Source organism: Polycladomyces subterraneus, from assembly GCF_030433435.1.
In the GTDB taxonomy this organism is placed as follows: domain Bacteria; phylum Bacillota; class Bacilli; order Thermoactinomycetales; family JIR-001; genus Polycladomyces; species Polycladomyces subterraneus.
The window spans coordinates 1-22,296 of sequence record NZ_JANRHH010000018.1 but is presented as its reverse complement, the minus strand read 5'-3'; the positions used below and the strand labels follow the sequence as shown (position 1 = coordinate 22,296).

At 46.4% G+C, this 22,296-nt stretch carries 21 protein-coding genes and 1 pseudogene; 4 read left to right on the top strand and 18 right to left on the bottom strand.

The window, feature by feature from the left end:
• Positions 1–243: 243 nt before the first annotated feature.
• The 3 genes from NWF35_RS03780 to NWF35_RS03770 form a co-directional block, all read right to left on the bottom strand.
• A complete protein-coding gene (locus NWF35_RS03780; protein ID WP_435873826.1) occupies positions 244–1,074 on the bottom strand; it encodes a divergent polysaccharide deacetylase family protein in 831 nt (276 codons plus the stop codon).
• A 213-nt stretch (positions 1,075–1,287) separates the two neighbouring features.
• Positions 1,288–2,019 carry a protein phosphatase 2C domain-containing protein gene (locus NWF35_RS03775; protein WP_301237743.1) on the bottom strand — a complete coding sequence of 244 codons (732 nt, stop codon included), beginning with the start codon at positions 2,017–2,019 and terminating at the stop codon, positions 1,288–1,290.
• 130 nt (positions 2,020–2,149) lie between these two features.
• Positions 2,150–2,680, bottom strand: a complete 531-nt coding sequence (locus NWF35_RS03770) for a GNAT family N-acetyltransferase (RefSeq protein WP_301237742.1) — start codon at positions 2,678–2,680, stop codon at positions 2,150–2,152.
• A 440-nt stretch (positions 2,681–3,120) separates the two neighbouring features.
• On the opposite strand from NWF35_RS03770, the gene NWF35_RS03765 reads away from it, so the two are divergent.
• Positions 3,121–3,336, top strand: coding sequence for a hypothetical protein (locus NWF35_RS03765; protein WP_301237741.1), 216 nt, complete (start codon positions 3,121–3,123; stop codon positions 3,334–3,336).
• Between the two features lie 1,148 nt (positions 3,337–4,484).
• Here NWF35_RS03765 and NWF35_RS03760 read toward each other — a convergent pair.
• The 12 genes from NWF35_RS03760 to NWF35_RS03715 form a co-directional block, all read right to left on the bottom strand.
• A complete protein-coding gene (locus NWF35_RS03760) occupies positions 4,485–4,943 on the bottom strand; it encodes a hypothetical protein (RefSeq protein ID WP_301237740.1) in 459 nt (152 codons plus the stop codon).
• A gap of 322 nt (positions 4,944–5,265) precedes the next feature.
• The gene (locus NWF35_RS03755; protein WP_301237739.1) at positions 5,266–5,838 is read right to left on the bottom strand and encodes a replication-relaxation family protein; all 573 of its coding nucleotides are present in this window, start codon (positions 5,836–5,838) and stop codon (positions 5,266–5,268) included.
• A 390-nt stretch (positions 5,839–6,228) separates the two neighbouring features.
• The gene (locus tag NWF35_RS03750) at positions 6,229–6,723 is read right to left on the bottom strand and encodes a DUF6843 domain-containing protein (protein ID WP_301237738.1); all 495 of its coding nucleotides are present in this window, start codon (positions 6,721–6,723) and stop codon (positions 6,229–6,231) included.
• Between the two features lie 2 nt (positions 6,724–6,725).
• A complete protein-coding gene (locus NWF35_RS03745; protein ID WP_301237737.1) occupies positions 6,726–8,678 on the bottom strand; it encodes a type IV secretory system conjugative DNA transfer family protein in 1,953 nt (650 codons plus the stop codon).
• A gap of 133 nt (positions 8,679–8,811) precedes the next feature.
• Positions 8,812–9,093 (bottom strand): M23 family metallopeptidase, encoded by a 282-nt coding sequence (locus NWF35_RS16765; protein WP_363321539.1) that lies wholly within the window; start codon positions 9,091–9,093, stop codon positions 8,812–8,814.
• Positions 9,018–9,800 (bottom strand): lytic transglycosylase domain-containing protein, encoded by a 783-nt coding sequence (locus NWF35_RS03740; protein ID WP_301237736.1) that lies wholly within the window; start codon positions 9,798–9,800, stop codon positions 9,018–9,020. Before NWF35_RS03740 ends, NWF35_RS16765 begins: the two co-directional genes overlap by 76 nt.
• Before the next feature lie 59 nt (positions 9,801–9,859).
• On the bottom strand, positions 9,860–9,988 hold the full coding sequence (locus NWF35_RS16760) for an HNH endonuclease (protein ID WP_363321538.1): 129 nt from the start codon (positions 9,986–9,988) through the stop codon (positions 9,860–9,862).
• A gap of 31 nt (positions 9,989–10,019) precedes the next feature.
• Positions 10,020–10,967 carry a group II intron reverse transcriptase/maturase gene (locus tag NWF35_RS03735; RefSeq protein ID WP_301237735.1) on the bottom strand — a complete coding sequence of 316 codons (948 nt, stop codon included), beginning with the start codon at positions 10,965–10,967 and terminating at the stop codon, positions 10,020–10,022.
• Between the two features lie 329 nt (positions 10,968–11,296).
• Positions 11,297–11,647 carry a hypothetical protein gene (locus NWF35_RS03730; protein ID WP_301237734.1) on the bottom strand — a complete coding sequence of 117 codons (351 nt, stop codon included), beginning with the start codon at positions 11,645–11,647 and terminating at the stop codon, positions 11,297–11,299.
• Complete coding sequence (locus NWF35_RS03725; RefSeq protein WP_301237733.1) at positions 11,631–13,100, bottom strand: Na+/H+ antiporter NhaC family protein; 1,470 nt, start codon at positions 13,098–13,100, stop codon at positions 11,631–11,633. The genes NWF35_RS03730 and NWF35_RS03725 overlap by 17 nt, the downstream gene beginning before the upstream one ends.
• 698 nt (positions 13,101–13,798) lie before the next feature.
• The gene (locus NWF35_RS03720; RefSeq protein ID WP_301237732.1) at positions 13,799–14,452 is read right to left on the bottom strand and encodes a phosphatase PAP2 family protein; all 654 of its coding nucleotides are present in this window, start codon (positions 14,450–14,452) and stop codon (positions 13,799–13,801) included.
• An 898-nt stretch (positions 14,453–15,350) separates the two neighbouring features.
• A complete protein-coding gene (locus NWF35_RS03715; RefSeq protein WP_301237731.1) occupies positions 15,351–16,076 on the bottom strand; it encodes a thermonuclease family protein in 726 nt (241 codons plus the stop codon).
• Between the two features lie 662 nt (positions 16,077–16,738).
• Between NWF35_RS03715 and NWF35_RS03710 the strand changes: the two genes are divergently transcribed.
• Entirely contained in the window at positions 16,739–17,086 is a 348-nt protein-coding gene (locus NWF35_RS03710; protein ID WP_301237730.1) for an SMI1/KNR4 family protein, read from the top strand.
• 643 nt (positions 17,087–17,729) lie between these two features.
• On the top strand, positions 17,730–18,527 hold the full coding sequence (locus NWF35_RS03705) for an alpha/beta hydrolase (protein ID WP_301237729.1): 798 nt from the start codon (positions 17,730–17,732) through the stop codon (positions 18,525–18,527).
• 273 nt (positions 18,528–18,800) lie between these two features.
• Here NWF35_RS03705 and NWF35_RS03700 read toward each other — a convergent pair.
• Together NWF35_RS03700 and NWF35_RS03695 are read right to left on the bottom strand one after the other, a co-directional pair.
• Positions 18,801–19,246 (bottom strand): annotated as a pseudogene (locus NWF35_RS03700) (PEP-utilizing enzyme); the annotation flags it as partial.
• A 335-nt stretch (positions 19,247–19,581) separates the two neighbouring features.
• The gene (locus tag NWF35_RS03695; protein WP_301237728.1) at positions 19,582–20,343 is read right to left on the bottom strand and encodes a MerR family transcriptional regulator; all 762 of its coding nucleotides are present in this window, start codon (positions 20,341–20,343) and stop codon (positions 19,582–19,584) included.
• A gap of 818 nt (positions 20,344–21,161) precedes the next feature.
• Between NWF35_RS03695 and NWF35_RS03690 the strand changes: the two genes are divergently transcribed.
• Positions 21,162–21,335 carry a hypothetical protein gene (locus NWF35_RS03690; RefSeq protein ID WP_301237727.1) on the top strand — a complete coding sequence of 58 codons (174 nt, stop codon included), beginning with the start codon at positions 21,162–21,164 and terminating at the stop codon, positions 21,333–21,335.
• A 774-nt stretch (positions 21,336–22,109) separates the two neighbouring features.
• On the opposite strand, the gene NWF35_RS03685 is transcribed toward NWF35_RS03690, so the two are convergent.
• Positions 22,110–22,296, bottom strand: a 187-nt coding sequence (locus NWF35_RS03685; protein ID WP_301237726.1) for a hypothetical protein, incomplete at its 5' end; no start/stop codon positions are given.

Sequence of the window (22,296 nt, the reverse complement as noted above, 5' to 3'; positions counted from 1 at the left end):
CGTACACAGGAACAAACCCACTACCAGTGGGATGAGCACCGCTCGTACGTTCGATTATACAGCAAATTGGTTGCCCTTACCATCCCCAAAAGGGGATGCCGAGCAACGCCACCTTTCATCCCACGATTGAAACCGTGGGCTTTCAGGCGTCTTTTTCTGTAAATCGAGGCCAAGCTCAAGCTCCTAATGAAATAGGTGTCGATTCCGAGAAAGTCATTCAATTCGCTTCTGAGGTGCTTGATTTCATTTCCTACCCATCAGACGTGTTATATTGTGATGATTCGGTGTTGTTTGTCTTATACCGGTTTCTTTGCGTAAGATTTTCCAGTGATGGGGAACGAGTTTGGAAATAGGAACAAAATCCGCTTCTTTCGAAATAACAGGAATGGAAGCTTTGATCACGAAAGCTGTATTTTTGCCGGGACGGCCGACATGGCCAATCGCAATGCAGTAGTTATGATGAGACAAGTGGGATTGAATCAATTTCATTTGTTTCATAATGTACCGTTTACTGGACTTATCATCCAGGAAGATATGGTTATCCACACACGATACACCCACCTGCTTGGCGACATTGTCCACAATGCTCCAATAGTTTGTTTTGCTGTCCAGAAAGAATAACCCGCGTTCCTTGCAAACCTCCAAAACGACTTTCATCATGCGGGTATCTGCCGTTATTTTGGATCCCATGTGATTGTTCACGCCAATCGCGTAAGGAACGTCATCGATTGCCGCACGCACTCTTCGGCGAATTTCTTCGTCCGAAAGATCGGATGTAATCGCACCCGGCCCCAGCCATTGCTTTTTTCCCTTTAGAGGCTCCATCGGCAAATGTACCAGAACCTCATGACCGACCCGATGAGCCCACTCCGCATCGCGCTTCGTTGTCGGCATGAAAGGTCTCACTGCCACAGTCAGAGGAATTTGCATTGCCATTATCTCATCGGTTCCCGACATATTATTGCCTAAATCGTCGATAACAATGGCCACTTTTTTGCTTTTTGGAACGGACACCTGCTGTTTGATATCGGCACCCATGCTCTGCGGGCACATCACGATGAACATGGTTGCCATGTATACGATTTTCATTAGACAATTCATTATTGTATCCCACCCCTGATTGCTGTGCTTCCTCCATTAGAATGTCCCACGCCAAGGCGATTGTTTCGTTTCGACTAAACAGAAACAAAAAAGCGGCGTTTTGTTCCTTATCGCCTTTCCGCAAAACGTCAATTGCAAATTAACTTCTGCGGATAAGCTGTATCGTTGATGTTCTCGTTATTTGTTTCATGTTTTTTCGTGCAAATGATCGTCATCCTTTCCATCTCCTTCATAAAAAAAATCCCGTTTGTTGTATAAGTCCCTCGGAAAGCAGCTGGAGAATTTCCGTATCCTGATGGTACATCGCTTCAACGAAGCTTTCCGCCATAACGTAAGTTCTGCGGCTTTGTAACAAAGGTGGATCCGTATAAAAAGTGGTTGGAGATTGCCAATGGGGATGACCGGAAAATTAATTCGCTTCAAGGATTTGTTGAGGCTGGAAGAGGCACAGGAGGATGTGTAAATCCACAGTTCGATCACTTGGCGGTCATGATCTTCCACCGAATCCCGTGTCACCGTCCGAACGGTTTGATCCCTGTAGAGGGCATAGATCATGCAGTCGCCGCTTTGCACCCACTCGATGTGGTGTTCTCCGATCCGCACCACGGCATGTGCCGCGGCCCATAGCGTTTCGGTCTTTTGCAGATCTATCCCTTGATCGCGCATCACCTGCCGAAGCCGTTCATTGGCTTGCAACGTAGCCTGGAAAAGGTCAGTTTCCGACTCCAGGTTTAGAAAATGTTCAGCCACTATCTCCGCTGCGATCGCCCCGCCCGTCAGACCGTTCTCATCCCTGAAACGGTCCAGACCGGTGGCTCCGTCCGCCACACCGTACAAACCGCGCGACTGATCTATGATGAGCCGATCTTCATTGCAGAAGCCCTGACCCTGTATCCATACCGTTTCAACAGACGGCATCGAAACACTCCTTTTCGTTTTGACCCTCTATGAAGCCGCTATTTTCCAGAGTGGCCCATGACGGATCCATCAGGCGATTGCCGACCGGATTTTACCCAGACATCTGCTGATGTCCACTCGTTGTGTTTCACTACAGGTTATCTTTTAACTTTCGAATATCATCCCATCCGTAGGCGACTTCTTTAAGTTCCTTTCCAGCAATCGTAATTGTGCTCTCACGGATATAGATACCTCCAAGAGCTTCATAAAAGTAACGGGAATCATTTTCTGCCAAGACCCACACAAGCATCGAGCGAAATTGTGTCGCAAGGTGATCAACCACTGCCTTAAAAAGTAGTTTACCAATGCCTTGTCGTTGAAACTCTTTTAGCAGATATATAGCGTACAATTCACCGTCGTAACCGGGTACGCCAGAACGTTCACGTCCTCCACCTGCGAATCCAACAATTGTCCCGGACTCATTTTCCGCAACATACAATTTGTGTTGATTGTCGGCCTGTTGTAGCCGCTTAATCCATCTCTTCTCACTGTCGGAATAAGACATGTTGATTAGATATTCATTTGGAACAATGGAGTTGTAAGTGGTACGCCAACTATCGACATGAACTTTTGCAATAGCAGAACAGTCATTGAGCGTCCCCTCACGAATTCTAATTGCCATAAACACACCTCCATCTCTAATAACATCTGTAGCTATAAATACGCTACCCCTTGTTGTTCAACCCTCTGTGTTTACGAATTGGGAATGCCGGAATAGCAAAGCCTAGTGGTAACAGTACACTGGGCTTGTGTTGTGTTACCACACCGCCAAGGCGGCCGCCTGCGAGGTATAGTAAGGACAATCCCAATAGGGCAAGCCCATATGGGACATAGATCTTTGTATTAACCACCGGAGTTAAAACGTTGGAAAACATTGTTCGTTGATCTGAGGTTTATCGTAGGGTAAGTTCCCGGCGCCTTTTCTAAGTTCATCGCCATGAATGATAAAGGTTATCAACAGAGTAAAAGTATACTTTATTTAAAATACTATTGTTGTAAACTATTTTCTATCCAACTATGATAGTAGTGAAAGTGAGCTTTATAATGTGGAGGAATATCTTAATGAAAACTCTCGCTCTACTTTTTTTGCTAGCTTCTCTTATCTTTACAGACACGAAACGCTTGTGGTTCGGTTCAGTTGGTTGGGGTTTACTTGCAATCTTTTATTGGTTGGATTATTACAATAAAACAGAAAAAGAGAAGAAATGGAAACTTTTCCAAGCGATTCTTTCGGCTGCACTCTCCATTTTATGTCTTTGGTTATTAAGTGTATCTTAAACCTTTAAAAAATAACCCAACTCAGCGACTATGACGCTGGTTTTTCATACCGATTCCAAAGAGAGGTTTCCCAGAACTTCCCTCCGCCAGCAAACCCGTCTAGGGCTTGCAACCTAGCGGATGTCTCATAACTCGATTGAGAAGCTAGGTCCGAGTCCAAAGCCGATGGGAATCACTGATAGCTAGGGAAACGGGAAAATATCAGATACGGCTTTCGTTCTCACCGCCAAGTAATTTTCTCAACCTCTGCCTGTAGAGTGTACTTAAGCCAGAACACCTCGAGAACTGTGCTGCGAGAGCTGTCAACAGGTGAAAAAATGAAAAAGCTGCCATTCACCACTCTTTCCATTTTTTCACCTGGTGGCATCTTCTCTTGTATTACCCCTGGGGCCACTCTGGAAAAGAGTGGTCTTCATGGTCAAGGTGATCGTGAAATACCGGACCGACACGGCGTGTACCAAAAAGAAATTTGCGGGTTTATCGTGGAAACAAAAAGGGAAATAGTGGAAGTGGAATATCGGTAATGGTTGAGCTGTACTCGGTCAGGTAGTTTGATACCTGCCGGGTCTTTTTTTGCGTCTATGGCCAATGAGAGCGGCGGGGATATGCCGGCCCATTGCCCATGAGAGGCCCCCTCAGGCAGACTGACCGGAGTCGGCCCGCCAGGGCGAAGCCGGGGAAATAACCCTTGGCTGGGGATTTGACACCACATTGCGGAAAGGGGAGTTTCTCGAATAAGACACTACTTTTAAGGAAACAATACATACAGTAAAGAGCATGAAGCCGAGACGCTGAGACACCAAGTCCCACCTGAATCAACCTATCTCCATTTTTTCCAATTTGGATCGGGCCTTGGGCGGTAGGTGCAGCAGCGCAGTGCAAGCATGCTCTTTTTTGATTACCTTCACACACAAAAAAGAGAGGGTTTCCCCTCTTCTCAACACCCTTAGATCAGAATATTAGGAGCCGTCCCTCGTTATACAAAATATTCCCCGGTTTTAGCGGATGACATAAACTGGATCTTTGTTTTGAACCAACGTCAGAGTGAAATATGGCAATAAAAAACGCCACTTCTTAAAAGCGGCGTAGTTCCAAACACTTTCCTAACTACATTTGCTGCTCTATTCTGTGATCGTAAACCCTGAATCCTAAGGGAGATCTTGAAGTATCCACGGAATTGTAGATACAAATTCTAATTGTACAACGGATTCGGGGAAGTTTGACGAGACCAACTGGACTTCTTTGGTAAATCCCATCGTAAATGAATCTATTTTTATTAAGTTAATTTTGTTCCAATTTTCTGGGGGTACCATACAGTCTGGTCCATCAACGATTTCACCTACAAAATGATACCACCCGCCATAATGATGCATCTCGTTTTCCAATTTGCCGAATTCCATAATTTCTCCTGCGCATTTGGTAGGATCAATTCCAAGTGATTGAAAAAACGCGAGTAATTCTATTGAAAAGCGTTTTGCCACCTCAGTGTAGTTACGACAATAGAGACAACCACAACTCTCAGCAAAAGTACATAACTGAGAGTATATTCTTTCTGTTTGTTCGACATCCACTTTCAATAACCAGTCTTTGATTCTTATTTCCTTCATGATTATTATTTATCTCCCTCATTACAGAGCCACCAAAATTCTTTGTATCTCACTCTTCCAACGATATCAAAACGCCATCAGTTAGCGCAACGTCCAGTGGGTGCAGGCCCGTGACCGACCCCGGGTTCGAATGGGTGGCCGCGGCGGTGCCGCGGGCGACCGTCTCGGCGGTGTAAGGGTAGGAAATAAATAAAAAAGTAGGGGTTTTTATTGGTACTACCAAGTCCCTTTGATGACGCCTTATATATCAAGGGTTTTCGCTTTGTCGCAAGAAGTGGAAAAGAAGTGATTAAGAAGTGGGTAGGAAGTGAAAAAGAAGTGGTTAGGAAGTAACCAATCCACTTCTGGATTCCAAAAAAGACAGTTCCTCACCTTCCACAAAAAAGCACATTTCTGGGATATCAACCCTATCCTCATAATTGACTTTCTTCACTGCTTCCCACTGATTGGCAAGGTACTCTTTACGGTTACGGTTGGCAGCCACCCACACAACTGGATCTTTGTTTTGAACCAACGTCAGAGCGTGGACATACTCATAAAATTTCCTTTCTAGCTTCCGTGTGCGCTCCGTACTATTGTCAAACTCAATCCAAAAAGCAGTCCTATTGATTACAGCCCGGGCATCAGGACGGATTAGACGTCGCCGGTCGATCTTTTCACCGTGAGCCTCAAGCAACCGTGACAAATAATCCGTAGCCTCAGCGGTAGAAAGCCAGACTATATCTTCGCGTTGAACCCCGGCCTCAATCAGCCGAATCAGGATCTCATTGATACCAAGATAGTGCCGAATTTGAGCCTCCGGTGCCTCTTTGACATACATGTTGTCACTTTGCATCATCTCCCTAACGTAACGAATCCCTGCTTTGTTGAGAGAGTAACCACGGTTGTCGCCCATATATTCGAACCGCAAGGGGTAAGAGTTCAGATACTTTTGCTCCTCCGTTTCACGCTTGCGGATCCGTTGGAGATACCATTTCAGCTGATTGTCAGTTCAGCCGGTGACGATAAGTAGCTGTCGCTTCGTCGCGATCCCCATATCATACAGCACCGCCATCAGTTGTTCATCGGCACCAAATGAAGGATGTCCGATCCAATGGAAAAGCACCCCAAACAACCTCCTATTTTTTTGCTAATCCACCATTTATACCAGACGATTTCAGCCCGGTCCATTATTTTTGGATCGGGTGAACACCGCCACATTCCGTTCCCGCAGCCTGGCCAGGAACGACGCTTCCAAGGGTCCATTTCCGCTACCGTAGCGCAACAAATTGATTCCTACATCCATTTAATATGGATAATGAAATTTCTTTTTGATTTCTGCGGGATAATCAGGATAGCGATTTTCCTGTTTTACTTTTTCGTACTCCTTGAATGTTCCAATAAAGAGTACATCACGAGAAGGAAGATTATCTAACCCCTCAGTCATAAAATACTGGACATATAAAGCATTCGGATCTTTTGCTCGAGGATCTGCTGCATCTAAAAGCTCGGTTCGGTGTCCATGCTCATCAACAAAATGGGTTTCAATGTTTGCTACTTGGGCGGGCAACGGAGTCATGACCATTCCGTTGGGAGGAACTTTGATGATATATCTGTTCCAAAATTCTTTAGGGGGGTCTTTAGCATACGGAATGTCCATGTATACTTGCACCCAACCGTGATAGTTCTTTGGAATAAGAATAACGTAGGTTGGATTTGAAAAAAAAGGCCATACAAAGTAAAGCAAAAGAGCCATTATCAAAAGCAACAGCAATCCGGCGGTAAACTTCAATTTCCGCATGGTCATTCCCCCAATAAATGACCCACGGTTGTTTTAATGTTGAAATTGTTCAAGCCCAGAATGTCAATCAGGACGATGTGGCCCTCATCCATATACCGGCGTACATCCAACGTCCACTCCAGCTGGCAATACAGCCGGCGCATAGCCGGGTTTTTGAGCAGCGGATCCAACCGGTTGAGGATCGGCTCCACCTCTTCCTTGAACTCTTTGTCTTGCAGCTGGACGTTTTTCCAAAACCGTTTGACATAAGGGTTCACCTTGGCGATCACCCGGTTTCGGAACTGCTCGTTTCGGAACAATTCCTCAATCCCAAGGATCGTATGAACCTTATCATCTTCCAACAGCGTCTGGATCGCCATGGACAACAGCCGCTTGGTTCGGCTCAAGCTGTCGCTGTTGGGCACCGTGGACAGGATTACTTCTGCTGCGGACTCGGCCACCTCATTAAGTGGCACGCCGGCCGTCTTATGCAGCAGGTTCAACCCGATTGCAAGCGTGGCATCCGGTGTGATCGGGAAGTAATGTATCTTTTCTTCGGGGATGGCGATTCCTTGCTGTTTCATGTGGCGCAGTCGGTTTAGAATGATGGCGATCGTCTCTCGGGCCGGGTCGATGTACGTAAACCCGGGCGTGGTGTCCGGCTCTTTGGCCCACATCTCCAGGATGGATTGGATCATCTCTACCATCATGCTGGATTTCCCCATTCCGGGCGGTCCCGTGCAGATGAAGTGTTTGGTTAGCTGTTCAAAATCAATGCGTGCCGACCGTTTTTGCAACGGATGGATAACTTCACCAATGAACACCCCTTCGTTCAATTCCCAATCGGACAGAGCACGTTGGCCCTTCGCCAGGTGAACCAGATATCCCCGCTCATCCCTGTCCGCCGGCTCCTGGTAAATCGGATGATCCGCCGGCGGCAAGTGGAACAGGTTGGCCAATTCCTTGTCCGTCCATGTCATCTTAAACCAGGGCACCGGCCATGGAATCGGGTGAACGTCTTGGATCAAAGCTCGGATATTGTGCCGAATAAAACGGATGGCTCCACTGTAATTCATTGTTGTTTCCAGTGTGTTTGCGATCGAGCGTGCCACAGAAGGGGCGTGCTCGTGATCAGACCAAATGGAGATGGAGACGTAAAACGTCACCTCGTTTCCGGTCAGGTTTTTGGCGATTTGCTTTTTTTGCGCCTTTTCGTGGGGATCAAGGTCCTTTTCCCGCTTGGATTTGAGATTTTCCAGTACCTCCTCCGACCGCTCCTCTAGCTCCTCCCAGCTAGCTGTGGCGAATTGAATGTCCAGGACCGTACCCGGGCGGAGACACGCCAGAATGATGCCCAGCTGGCTTTCCTTTTTGTCTAAGAACGAGGCTAAGGGTAGCCCTTTTTTGCGTCCACCCTTCAGGAGGAAGTGTCCGCCGGCTCCGTTCCTGGCCGGTTTGGGCAGATCCGCCCGTGGGATGTCGTGAATTTTGGCGCTGGGATAAATACTGCGGATCGTGTCATACACGCTGCTTCGTTTGTCTTGCGGGTATCCCAAGTAGATGGCGATCTCCCGGTTTTCGTCTTCGTAGAAGCGCAACCGAAACCACGGGTTTCCGCGGGTCCATTTCAGCCGCCAACCGCGGACCATGCCCCCGAACGTGCGGACCAGCGTCATCACTTTCTCTGGTTCCAACCGTATATCTGCAGCCGGCAAGATCCGGATAAACCGGGCATCCCGATACGCTAAACGGCGGTGATGCCAATAGATAATCCCTTTGACAATCCATATTCCCACCGGAATCGCCAGGACAACGCCGACGATCCACGGCAAGCTGGTTCTTATCACTCTAATCACTTGGTCAATCGTGGAAGCGATCTGGGCACCGGCTACCATCCAGAGCATCAATCCCAACACCACCAGAAAAACGCTGGCGCCCAGCAGTAGTTGCATCAGCTCATTGCGTTGGTTTTGCATCTCCCATCCTCCCCTGCCCCCTTCCTGACACGTTCATAGCCAAAGAGAAAGGGGGCAATTTCGGATTCTATTTTGTGATAGATACCTGGGAATTCTCTCTACTATTTCGGCTGTCAGAAACGAAAATAGAAGGCTATCTGGTGAGCCATTGCATCGGATCAACAGGTGTACCATTAACACGAACCTCAAAATGCAAGTGAGCTCCTGTCGACCGACCGTTGTTCCCCACCGCCGTGATCTGTTGCCCTTTCTTGACGTGGTCACCAACATGAACTTTTACCTGGTTGGGGTAGGAGTGGCCATACAAGGTTGCTAGGCCGTTGCCGTGGTCGATCAAGATCATCCATCCATACCCGCTGGCCGCTCGGGACTCGACGACAACACCGTCTGCTGGGGCATACACCGGTGTACCCATGGGTGCCTTAATATCAATCCCGTCATGGTGACGGCCCCATCGTGGTCCAAACGGAGAGGATACCTCACCATTGACTGGCCAGGGTAAACGTCCGCCGGTACTTTCAAACTCGCTGCATACGTGATCGTCCCACTGTTGTTCTTGAATTCCGCCGCCATGTTTTCCACCTTGGCGACAAACGCCCAGTCGGACTGATAGGAATAAATCGCACAACTGAGGGCACCGTATCGGCCAGCTTGTCCTGATTTAATCTGAGCCACTTGTTTGGCGGCCAGTGCCTTCATACAACCGGTTGGCTTTTTCTGTTTGACCGATGCTTCGTGTTGGCTCCTGAATTTGGCTAGCTTCTCTGCGACTGACATGATCGTATCCCGGATGGATACGGAATTTAGATGGCTTCCCTTTCCTCCAAACTCTTTGTAGTAGATAGTCACCTTCACGACATAATCTCTCGTCTCCCGAAACGGCGGCACGGTGTTTCCATATTTTTCGACGTTACCCGGCCCGGCGTTGTAGGCGGCCAACGCCAGCTGAAGATTGCCACCGTAGCGGATCAAATATCCGGCAATCTCTTTGGCACCGGCCAGAATGTTTTTTGCCGATCGAAGCAGGTGGTATTGGGATCCAACCCCGCTTCCCGGCAATTTTCGGGCATGAGGTGGAATAAGCACCCAGCGCCTTGCCGTGTTTCCGCGGCAGGTTTCCAAGTACTCCTCCCCGAACCGTACGTACCCCTCTCGAGGTATACGGCTCTCCATCTGTCAATCTAGCCTCCGGCGTGTAAATCGTCATGGCACTTGACGCATAATGCTATCGTTTTGCGTCTTCTAGACAGCATCTGCTTCTCCCATTGCTTCTTTCCCTTTAGGTCTTTCAACCGCCGAACGTGGTGCATTTCTAAGGGTGTGTCCTCAGTTCCGCACCATTCACATTTTCTTGCTACAAGCAATCAAGCTCGTCAGTGTCCCCCTGATCCTGAGTGTGTTCATTTCAAGGTCTATTGTAGGATCGCCAGCCGTTATCTTTTCCCGGTAACGCTTGAAACCTTGTTTGTAGAACCATCGGATTTTCGGGCCTTCTTTTGTCTCGTATCTTACGGCGAATCGACCATTTATCTTGTATTTGCTGAGGATCTTTTTCACACTTGTGTTATACTTGGCCGCAAACGTCTTGTACATGCTGTACTCCATGAAGTATTTGAAATTAGACAGTGTGATTGCGTTGTTTGCTAGCTTGTAATAGTTGTACAGCCCTCTTATCTCCGAGTTGTTAGTCTCAAGTATTTCAAGATCGTCATTCCTCAGAAGGGCACTCCGATGAATTGGTTTCCACTGTCCCGTTATTGGATCAACTCTCATTGCTTTTATCTCAAGGAGTTTCTTAACCCATATCTCTCTGGGGACTAATAGTTGACAGACCATATTCCTCGTTCTTCGCTGTATTCCGTTCACATTTGTTTTAGTGCTGTTGCTTCTTTTTACGGTTATGTCATATCCCAGGAATCTGGCTTTTTTGCTGCTGTGTGTAATGAGCGTTTTTTCTTGCGAGAGTTCCAGCTTCAACTCTTTGGCGAGGAATTCCGTGGCCTTGATTTTTTCACAATCTTCTTTGCTGCCTATTACCCCTATGATGAAATCGTCTGCGTATCTGACGTATTGCAGTCGCTTGTATTTCTCGTCCATCGGATCGTTGTACGGAATCGTCATCAATTCCTTCTTCAGTTCCTTTATCTCTCTTCTTGCTCGCTCTTTTTCAGTTTCCGTCAGTTCATCCCAAACCGCCTTGTACTTTCTTCGGATGTTGTAGAGTTTATGTTCCACGCTCCTGGCGTCCTTGTCGCTTGGAAAACGGATAATACTCCACTTTAATCCCAAGTGTTTCCCCCACCATCTGACATCCACGTGGACCCAAGGTGTAAACTTTGGGGCTATGGGTACCACGTAACTTATACGATTCAACTGCGCGCCCACGTTCGTTTTTATTGATGGCGTGGATCATATAGATGACAGTTTCGGGTTTTACGTCCATCAGTCCAGCAAAGTGTTGGGCAGTTGCCATACGGAAGAAGAAGAGGAGCGTCATGGTTGACTCGGCACTGTGGCCGTGTTTCGACTTTATCCTGTTTGGCTCATTTCCTCGGTTACTTCCTCAATTATTCTGAGTGTTTTGCGTGCGATATAATCGGTGCAACCCGCCAAATCCATCAACTCTCTTTTGATTGGTAGTTCTTATGTTGTTGCTTATGGGCAAGAGCACATTCAATTGCTTGGGCGATTTCCTTCGGCTTTCTGGATTTCTTTAATTTATTAGCTATCTTTGATTGGGCGATCTTGTCCTTCAGAAACACCACTTTTCCTTGAGCGATTTCATCTTGGGTGATTCCGTCATGGGTGATTTCTTCCGTCTGGGTATCACCCACTTGTTTGGTGTCGCCCACTTGCTGGGCGATTCCGCCCGCCTGGGTGGTTTCACCCACCTGGGCGGTTTCACCCACCTGGGTGATTCCACTCGCCTGGGTGATTTCGCCCACTTCGCTGTCACCCACTTTCGTCATATCCACCTTTTCTACGTCCATCTGTCCGGTGTCCACTTTTCGGTTGGCATCTCACTCCCATTCCGAAGTCATTTGAAGGAAACCTTCTTGGCCGAAAGGCGAGCAGAAGGGTTATGATGGGCAATCCCCACAAAAAGAAAGCATACGGGAAGTAAACGAGTGTTGGTATACCCATAGCCGTAGAACAGAGGATACCATGTAAATTCCAAGGGATCAGCGGCGAAACGACGACACCCGAGTCCGCTAAACTTCTCACCAAATAACGAGGAGGAACTCCCAGCTTCTCAAATTTGGAACGAAGAGTTCGTCCCGGCACAATCACGGATAATGACTGATTGCATGCCAGTAATGACATAGAGATACTTAGTAAGACAGTCACGCCGATCAATCCGCTTTTCGAGCGAACGCGCCGCAGTAACGAAGCAACGATTGTATGTAACATACCACTGTCCTCCATGACCCCGTTTAAAGCCCCCGCCGCGACAATCAGTAAAACCTCGTTGAACATCGGCCAGATACCTCCGCCGTGGAGCAGTACTTGTCCGTTCACCTGAAAATCATAACCGAGCCACAGAGAACGTAAAACCGAGAGCCATGAATCTTCTTGCAGCGTGACGGAGAAGAGGGTCCCCAATATGATGCCGATCCCGAGATTCAGCAGGATAGAAACACGAAACATAGCCAATATGAGCACCAGAATAGGAGGGATCAACACGTACCAGGGCATTTGAAAATGTAGGATTAATTCTTTCAGTAAGGGATGGCTCATGGGATGAAGACTCCCGGAAGCTTTGCCGTACCCAAGGTAAATGAAGAGAAGGATACATAAGACGATCATTGGTATTCCCGTCTGCCACATTGGTTTGTAATTCTCTTCCGCTTTGGTTTCCGTCATATGGGCAACCAAGTGAAACGTTCCTGAAACGGGTGATGTGCGATCCCCAACCATTGCACCGGAGATGAGTGCACCTCCGATGAGTGCGGGGGATAGATTAAAAACTTGTGCTATCTCCGCAATAGCAACCCCCATGGTGGATAGGGTCGCTACAGAAGAGCCCAGAACCATCGACGAGACCGCTGCTAGTAAAAAAGCGGTCACAACAAGAAAATTGGGGTGAATCAATTGTATCCCATAGCAAATCATGGCCGGGACCGTCCCAGAAGCAAGCCATACTGAGATGACCCCAGCAATTAGCAAGAGAATGGCGACAACGAAGAAAGTGCTCTTCATCCCTTGAGATGTCGCGCGAACCACTGACCTAAATGTCCCTCCATGGAAGAGGGATATCAATACGGCTGTCAGCCATCCCGCTACTAGTCCAGAATACAAAGGGATTTTTATAAATTTTAATGCAGCGATCAATCCCACGATGGAAACAAGAAAAGGGACGGTGGACAAAGACAAAGGGACGGTTCGGTTTTTTTTATCCGTTTTCTCCTCATGTAGGCTCACTGAAACTGATCCCCTCGATATAACCAAATAGTGTAAAACTCACCTACTGTGTCGTGATCACGATACCGGCCGAGACCGGACCTACAAGCCACCGGAAAACACACCTTGTCACCTTCCCCGTACTGGCGAACGGGCCTCCGAGTGGCAACGTGGACAAATGATCTTCTCTCTTTCCCTCCTTTTTGCCACAGCGGACGTAAGAGCATCTGCCACTCCTGTGTTCGGTTAGGTGGATCGAGCAAGATGTACCTTTCTCCTCGATTATCAGGTTGAGCGGGGGAAGTATGATTTTGTGAGTAATCCGTGGTGGTTCCGACATGGGATCCAACGGAACAACCGACGCGTTGGGAATCACTACTAAATCCTTGGCGGGAACCACGCTTCCCCTTCCTCTATAACTTTTCTCCATTTACCATGTTAATGGAAACACGAAATAATAAGCCTTCGCCAGGGCGACCAAACCGGGTTTCCCGTTTCCTTCCACTGGAAGTTAGGGTAAACCCATATGGGACATAGATCTTTCTTAATGGTGTTTAGCCGCTCGACAACGTCCTCGGCTTGTCGCTCAATGCGTTCTAAGCGTTTGTCAATATCGTCAAACCGTTGTTCAATGACATCAACTGCTTCTTTTGACATATCGACCGGACAGCCAACTGCTTTACTGGGAAATTGGAGCCCGTAAACTAGTAAAGTCATTTTTACCTGGTCTTTTTTTCATACTGTTTTTCCCGATAACGCTGATAGGACCAAATCGCCGCTGCAAGCCAACATCCGCTGGCGAAGTATCCGCCAATAATATCGCTGGGGTAATGAACTCCCAAATAAATACGGCTTGTACCTATCGCAAGAATCATGATGGTACTCATAAAAAGCAGGAGTCCCCTTCCAAAGCTGCTTGGGATATACCGCCAGAGGAGAAATGACAGAATACCGTAAAAGGCGACCGCCTCCATGGAATGACCGCTTGGGAAGCTAAATCCTCTTGCCTCAATCAGTCGGTGCAGGCTGGGCCGAGCCCGGTGGAACAAACTCTTTAAAATTTGATTCAAAATCCCCGCCCCAGCCACCACGACAACATACAGAACCAATTCCGATCGATGTTGGATTACTTTCGACAAAATCAATAGTGTAAGGATCGATAATATGGTGATCACCATTCCTGAACCAATCCAAGTAAAAAATTCCATCATCCTTGTCAAGGTTGGTGACTTAAAGCTTTGAATCCACGACATGACCGTATCATCAAATCGGGTGACTCTGTGTGCACTTACAAGAAATGCAGTTAAACCAAACGCAACAGCTGATAAGAGTGCCAAGCAAAAGGCGCGAACAAGTTGTCGTTTCAGATTCATTCGATTTCACCTCTGACGATGATGGCGGTTTTGGATAAGTTTCACCATTCTTTCGTTGAAATACTTCTTAAAAAGTATCGTTTTTGAGACTAATGAGGTCTACTGTATAATGTCGAACCAAAAGAAAATACCTAGCAATAAAAGCTGGGCAATGTTTTGACCGTAGATACTCAAGTGCCTTTTCTCCTCCTCCGGGTAGGTCCGAGATGAGGTAGCATCGCCCTAACCGGGTTGCGGCTCGAAGATGGGTCCTTTCACCCTGATCTCCATCCGATTTTATCTATTTTCTTCTTAGCATTGTCAATAACATCACCGTCCCCCCCTTATGGGGCGGTGTTTTTTAAGTCCAATGAACCTAGTTTTGGAGATCCAAGTTTTGTTCATGCGTATGAAACCTGTGCATACTCGACGAGCATTCCCCTCCCCACCTCTCGATTCCGCCCTTATTGTCTCATAACTCATCGAAACGGCCACCTTGTTTGGCAACACAAGAAGCTCTCGTCGGAAAGTCTCAAAAACAGATCGTTTTTGAGACAAGAGAAACCACTCTTTTCCAGGGGGTATAATAAAAAACTCCACCTACGGCATGGCTCGTGAGCTCCGTTAATCGCCAAGGTCTTTCCACAAGAGATTATTGTTTCATACATTTCTCATTCCAAATCAGCTCGTTGATCGGGCGGAGAGAGTCAAAAGGTAGTCAATCACCTTTTCAGCGTTTCGAGATATAGATGGTTCCTTCTCATCCATTATCACGATCCACCCGGCTGAGTACCAACAAGCGATCGGCCGACATCAATCCTGTCGGATGAACGAGATGGCGGAAAGATCAATAGATCACCAGTTTCTAAAGTCTTCAGCCTCCGTAATCATTGTTTTTGATCCATCCTGTGCCTCCGTATTATTCACGGTAACTGCTCGCAGGTAACTGTTCACAGGCGATACCATCTTGATCACCATCCAGCTTGTATGGATCACCGGGTTGATGGATTTCAAAGAACCACTGCGCTTCTTCCTTTGTCTTGAAATCGGTACAATCTACGTCACCGACGGGTTTTTTCACTGGAGCAGGAAGTATGTTTTCACACCATTTGCTGGGGTCAAAGCCGTGATCAGTGACATATCCGGGGCATTTCCAAATACCTAAGTGCTTCGTTTTAGCCACGTTCTCTACTTTCCGAAAATCGGCAAGGTGCCGACGGCTTTCGTATATGTAACCAACACGTGCGAGTCCTCTTTTCAGCAGTTCTTCCTGAACGCTTTTCCCATCTGCATACACATAGGCCAGCATACGACCGTATTTATCACTTTTTTCAACGTCAAATTCCAACGTGATGCGATGGGCATGGGTCAGCAGGTTTTTAGTAAACGCACTCGCTTCCGGCCCAAGTGGTTGTTTTCCTAACTTCGGGTGATGCGTCCTAGGTGTATTGATAAGGAGAAACCGAACTGTTTCCACTTTCCCGTCAATCTTAAACTTTGCGGTGTCACCGTCCACTGCCTCTACCAATTGAGCAGCAGTTTGAAACTGTTTGGGAGAGGCAGAATCAGCGGCGTTTTTTTGACCAACACAGCCCGTCAAAACGACGAGCATGACCAACAATATCGAGGTGAATAATTTCTTCATTCCACAGCCCTCCTTCACCAGTCCACGTGTCTGGGACTGCCCCCCTTCAGATCCGGTTTCACTCCTATATACGGAATACGGGAGTAGAATTTTCACAGGACACATTTTTGAGCGAATGCTAGATGGTTGCGGTTTTGTAACAAAGGTGAATTCGAATAAAGCCTGTTTAACGGTAACACAAGGGGGAGGCGCGGCGGGAAATCCCGAGGATCAATATTTCGAAATATGTGATGTTTTTTGGTTCATTTGCATTATAAAATCGGAATATCAATATCAACACCAGGGGATTTTTGCAGAAAAACATCCAGAATATCGGGTCTTTCCTTTTTTAGCCTATAAATGTACATTCTATTAAAAGGCGATGTAAATGATATGTTTTTATGAGCAAATACATCATTACAAATTTTATTATATAAATTATAGATGAAATCTCTCCATTCTATGTCAAAGTCATCATTAACCGCTAAAAACTGATTGCTGAAATATATCTGCTCCTTCTCAAAGTATCGTTTCTTCGCTTCAATTCCCTTTTGAACTTGTTATTAAACAGCACCTCGTTTCTTATTTTCCTTCCCCCTAACCCCGATGAGACGGTCGCCGCGGCACCGCCGCGGTCACCCGTGCAAAAATTTATACTGGGTGCTAAAGAAGGAGTGAGCCCGGTGGAACAATCCCTGATCCAGAAAACACTTGCTGGACTTAAGAAACGCTTGGTTGATAATAAACTAACGGTTCAGAAAGAAGAAGGCTTTGTAGAGGAAATGGAGTTTTATTTTCGAGAACCCGCAACAGATGAGGAAATTCAAACATTTACCCGTTCCACAGGAGTACAGCTTCCGGAAGACTATAAAACCTTTTTGCGGATACACAATGGCGCAGTTCTTTTTAAACCATGGTTTGGCGGGCAATTTGAGTTGTATATGGTGTCAGAGATCATTGAACATAAAAAGTTGGGTCGTTCTTGGAATCTTGGTATCCGATTGGATATCAAGATGGTGGTTATTTATTAATTGATGGTGACAAAGCGAATAAAGGAGAAAACGACTATCTAATCTGGTGGGAATCCAGCATTTTCGAGGATGCCCAAAATTTGAACCTAAATTTTGAACTTTGGTTAGACCGTTTTGTCATCGCCCAAGGCACTAAATATTGGAATTGGCCTCTATATACTGTCCATAATTATTATCGGACCAGATAATGGATCAGTATGACGCCCTCATGATTTATCGTTATCGGTGATTTAGATCCAGCATCGTGTGATGTTTAGATGTTTATAAAAAGGAATAAGTGAGAGGAATTCGCATTATTTTTATTGAAGCGCTGTTCAACAGATTCAGGGGTCCCATAACAGTATATCCAATCCCTATTGCTGAACACCCGTACACCTGTCCTCAACTTGTTGTGAGGGCTGGTTGGGGGCATGCCGCCTCCATTTAAATAAAAGGGAGGGGGGCAGGTTATGAAGTTGAATAAGAAATGGGTTTCTTGGATTGCAGCTTTTGTGGGGATTATGATAATTCTGGTGTTCATATTCATTGTCTTATCAGGGCAAGTTTACCGACCATTTTAAAGATCCCCCGGAACACAAAGTCAAAGAGTTTGGCATTTCCACAAAATTTAGTCCGAAAAAACCGTATAGAAGAAGGTGACTTGATGCTCGATGAATTCTCGATTCTAATAACTCCATTTGACACAGAGAGAACCGTAAGAGTTTATTTGCCACAAAGTTACCATCAGATAGGCAAGAGATTCCCTGTTCTGTATATGCACGATGGACAAAATGTATTTCGAGATAAAGACGCCATTGGTGGAACTTCTTTAGGACTGGAAGCCTATTTAGATGAAATTGGTTTTGACCTCATCGTGGTAGGTATTGACTCCAACCCTTCCCGTGAAGGACGAGTGAATGAATATTGTCCATGGGTGAATGGTGAATTTAGCAGAAAGCTAATAGGTGATGTCAGCTCCTTAGGAGGTAGAGGTGAACCTTACGTCGACTTTATTGTAAATGAACTGAAACCATTAATAGATAATAAATACCGCACTCTCCCAAATAAGACCTATATGGCGGGAGTTTCATTAGGAGGTCTCATTTCAACTTTTGCTGCCTGTCGTTATCCCGAAATTTTCACCAAAGTAGCTGGAATATCTTCCGCCTTTTATCGGAACCAAGAGGAAATAGAGAATTTATTACGTGCATCTGATATTTCTGCAATTGAACTGTTTTACTTGGACTGTGGAACAGAAGAAGCTGGGGAAGAACATGCGATTAGTAAAGAATTTGTGGCTTCGAACAAAGCTATTTATGAAATCCTGAAGAGTAAGGTTTCTAATACCAAATTTCAAGTTGTGGTCGGTGCAGAACACAATTATAAAGCCTTTAGGAAAAGAGTCCCCAAGATGTTTTCATTCCTGTTTAACAGGATAAACAATGTTTTTCCATTGTCCTAACTTCCGATACTAACGGGTCCGGATCGCTTAGGACAAAAAACCGCTTCCCTGTACGTTAAGGGAACCGATGTACTTAGCCCGAAAATTTGGCCTAACTCAGCGACGTTTTTAGAAGGTGAGGAGCTGTCATTTTTGGAATCCAGAAGTGGATTGGTTACTTCTTAGCCACTTCCTTTTCACTTCTTAATCACTTCTTCTCCGCTTCTTAAGATGGACCTGTTAAGGGGAGATCCGAGGGATGAATGACCGCTAACTTACATTGGTCATCTCAATTCACAACAGTTCAATATACCCTTCTGTGCCGTTCACACGAATCCGCTGTCCGTCTTTAATCAGCTTCGTGGCGTTATCCACCTCTACGACTGCCGGAATACCGCATTCACGCGCAATGACAGAACCATGTGTCATCAGCCCGCCTACTTTCGTCACCAAGTCTTTGACTGATACAAACAACGGTGTCCAGCTGGGATCAGTGAGCACAGTCACCAGGATATCGCCATTTTCGATGTTAGCATCCTCCATTTTAAAACAACCCGCGCCCTTCCCTCAATGATGCCGGATGAAACGGGTATGCCCGCCTAGGCACCTTTGGGGAAATGGTCGGTGTTAAGTTCCCCGACGATGCACTCGCCCTCGGATGTTAAGATCCGCGGTGGCGTCAACTTCTCATAAACCGCGTACTTTGCTTTTCTCTCGGTGATGATGCTGTAATCCAGTCGGCGGAGTGAAAAACCGGGAGTGTCCACCCCAACAAAAGTAACCTTTTCTAGGAGTTGAAAATACTCCCTCTGGTTCAAATACGAGTATTTAGTATATCGGGCAGGATTTCAACAAAAAGCGCCTCCCGTATTTTACCGGTTGACGTGAGATTATTGAAAGACCCAGCGGTTTTTCCGCTGGGTTGGCATGACTAAGTTACGTGGAAGAAACCATCCACCCCTACTTTTGATTACAACGCATCGCTGGTCAAACAACCTGATCTCACTCATGGACCTGAAAAGTCGGTGGTGTTCTCCTAGGTTCAAACCATCTGGTGAACGCACATTACCTATATTTATTTCGTAACGCCTGTATAGATGTAAATCGCGTCTCTCAGGAATTCGGTCATACCGGGCCTCTTTTCATAGTATGCCTTAAACCGTACATCATCCACATACATTTGGGCAAGTTCAGCATGCGCTTCTTTGCTGTATTCGCTCCAGTAATACATAAGCCACTGCTTATGCAACTCAGCCGTTTTTTGCGCGATGTCGCTGGCTGGGTCACCATTTGCAAACGCTTCGGAAAGTGTCGCCAGGACTTCATCCGCCAAACGGGTAACCTCTTCATACTCTTCTTTCGTCAGGTTCTTCAGTTTTTCATTGGATCGGTTCACGACATCATCGCCATATTTTGCACGGATTTCTTTCCCGTACTTAGCCTCGTTGTCGTCAATCATCTCCTGCTTGAAACCTTCAAACTTCTCTTTATCGGTCATGATGATTCTCCCTTCCATTGAAGCAATTGTTTTTTCCACAATGGCGATCAGCAAATCCAACCGCTTTCTTTTGTCGAGGAGTTGTTCACGGTGTTCCCGAAGAGCTTTGGCTCCGTCATAGGAAGGGGAAGTGACGATTTCTTTAATTACATCAAGACTGACCCCTAATTCCTTGTAAAACAGGATTTGCTGTAAACGGTCTACTTCCGCCTGACCATAAATCCGGTATCCCGACGAGTTGATTCTTGCTGGCTTCAGAATCCCGATCTCATCATAATACCGAAGTGTTCTGGTACTGATTCCTGCCAACTGAGCCAGCTTTTGCACGGTGTATTCCATGTGTTCACCTCCTGACACCATAACTGTACACCTTTACGTATACGTCAATGTCAATCCCTTTTTTTTGGGGAGTGTGCCCTTTTTTATTCAAGGAAAACAAAAGCCGATCTCCCTTACCATCAGGAAAAATCGGCGTTCTGTAGAATGCCTACCGCTTGACCAGTGCCTTGGGTGTCCGTCGGGGCTCACTGAGGATAAAATAGACACCAAGCACTCGGCAACCCAAATCGAAATATGGAGCACTCTTTACCAGAGCGGCTTAAGGCTATTGACAAGCCGGTGGTCTTTTAACTGGGTATTATATGTGGATTTGTTGAATTGATGGACAGAAAAACACATTGTACCAGCCTATTTCGCATTCTAATGATTTCCCCTATGTTCCGGAAGATATTAATCGGGTCGGAAAACTTGGTTTTGGATCAATGCTGGGGTCAGAAAGCCTTCTTGATATATTCATAAAGCTGTTTGTCCACCCCAACCTGTTTCGCTTTGTCCCACGTTGCATCTCAAGTCAATTTATTGGTCGAATGACGGCAAAATCGGTCTTCGCTACCCCAACCCTAGTAGTAATAGACAATAAAAAGACTGGTCAAAATCGACCAGTCAAGGGAGACGTTTTTATATCTGGATATGGAAAATAAATGAAAAATACACGACTCTGAGTTGTTTAAACGGGCTATGTCCGCTAATCGCATTTAGCGGACATTATTTCTTGCTATGATATGGGAAAGACTACATAACTGATGAAACACAAACATGCAACAATGGAGAAATAAAATGGGATATAAATGCGAGGCTTTCCCATAGGAGGTAGAGGGATGTTTGCCACTGAACGATTGACGGTTCCCCCGATCGATGAAGATCATCTGGATGATTTGTATGCCGTTTACATCTCCAGCCCAGATTATCTCCGTTTGACGGAAGGGACTTCCGATGGAGTTGATGTTTGTTCCAAGGAACAAATGTTACGTGACCTTCAGGTTGCCGAATGAACGGGAAGAACGCCATTGGGGGTGTTTCTCCGCGAAGGACACGAACTGATCGGCTTTTTGGAGTAGGCGTACTCATCCCCCGAGGCTTTCGACAACGTCGGGGAAATGGTCACTTCGATATCGAGAGCGGCGAGAATTTGGCGGATTTTCTCACTGCTCGCACGGGAGTACTCGTTCTCTTCGTCCTTGCACACCTGTTGTGACTTGTCACCCAAACGTTCGACGAGTTCCGATTGGAAAAGTCTTTCCAGATGGTGGAAGTGGATCAGCTACTTGCCGATGTTCTCAAACGTGCAGGTTTTGACAAAGTAACCGCGTTGACACCTCGTATTTCCGAATGTCAGCTAAGATTTTCTCCGGAATAGCGCTTCCCATCTCGATGGCGGTTGGATTTGCTCCTCATTCCAGCCCTCAGCTTCCAGTATCTTACGCTGTTCTTCGAGATTCTCTTCGTAACCGCCAGCCAAGAGCATGGAGTGACAAACCACGTTGTGGATTTTGCCCAGCTTTTATGCTGAGTTTATGGCAAGAACCCCTACCAGCCCCAGAATTTTGCCCTCTGATTTGGAGGGGATCTCCCGCCACACAAAAAAAGAGAGAGTTTCCCCTCTCCCCCAACAGCCTTATCATGCCAGACCTGCATTGATCCCGTTTTAAAGTGCTTTTTATTTTAGTTCCACCTTGCTCTACTTATCGATTCTATAGTGAAGCAAAACGTTGCCTGAGTTAAAATTCCTTGCTTCTAAAAGCTTAAGGCTATGTTTTTTGACATCTTTAAACAGTAATTTTCCCGTTCGTGACATCCTCCCCCGAATAAATTCGGGGGCATCCAATCAGGATGCGTACAGGTTGAGCACTGTACTTCGGTTCAGTGACACCATGCCAACCAAGATGGTAAGACATGGCCACGGGCCGTGCCACTCGGCCACTACTCCCCTTGATGGGAGATACCTTGTAGGCT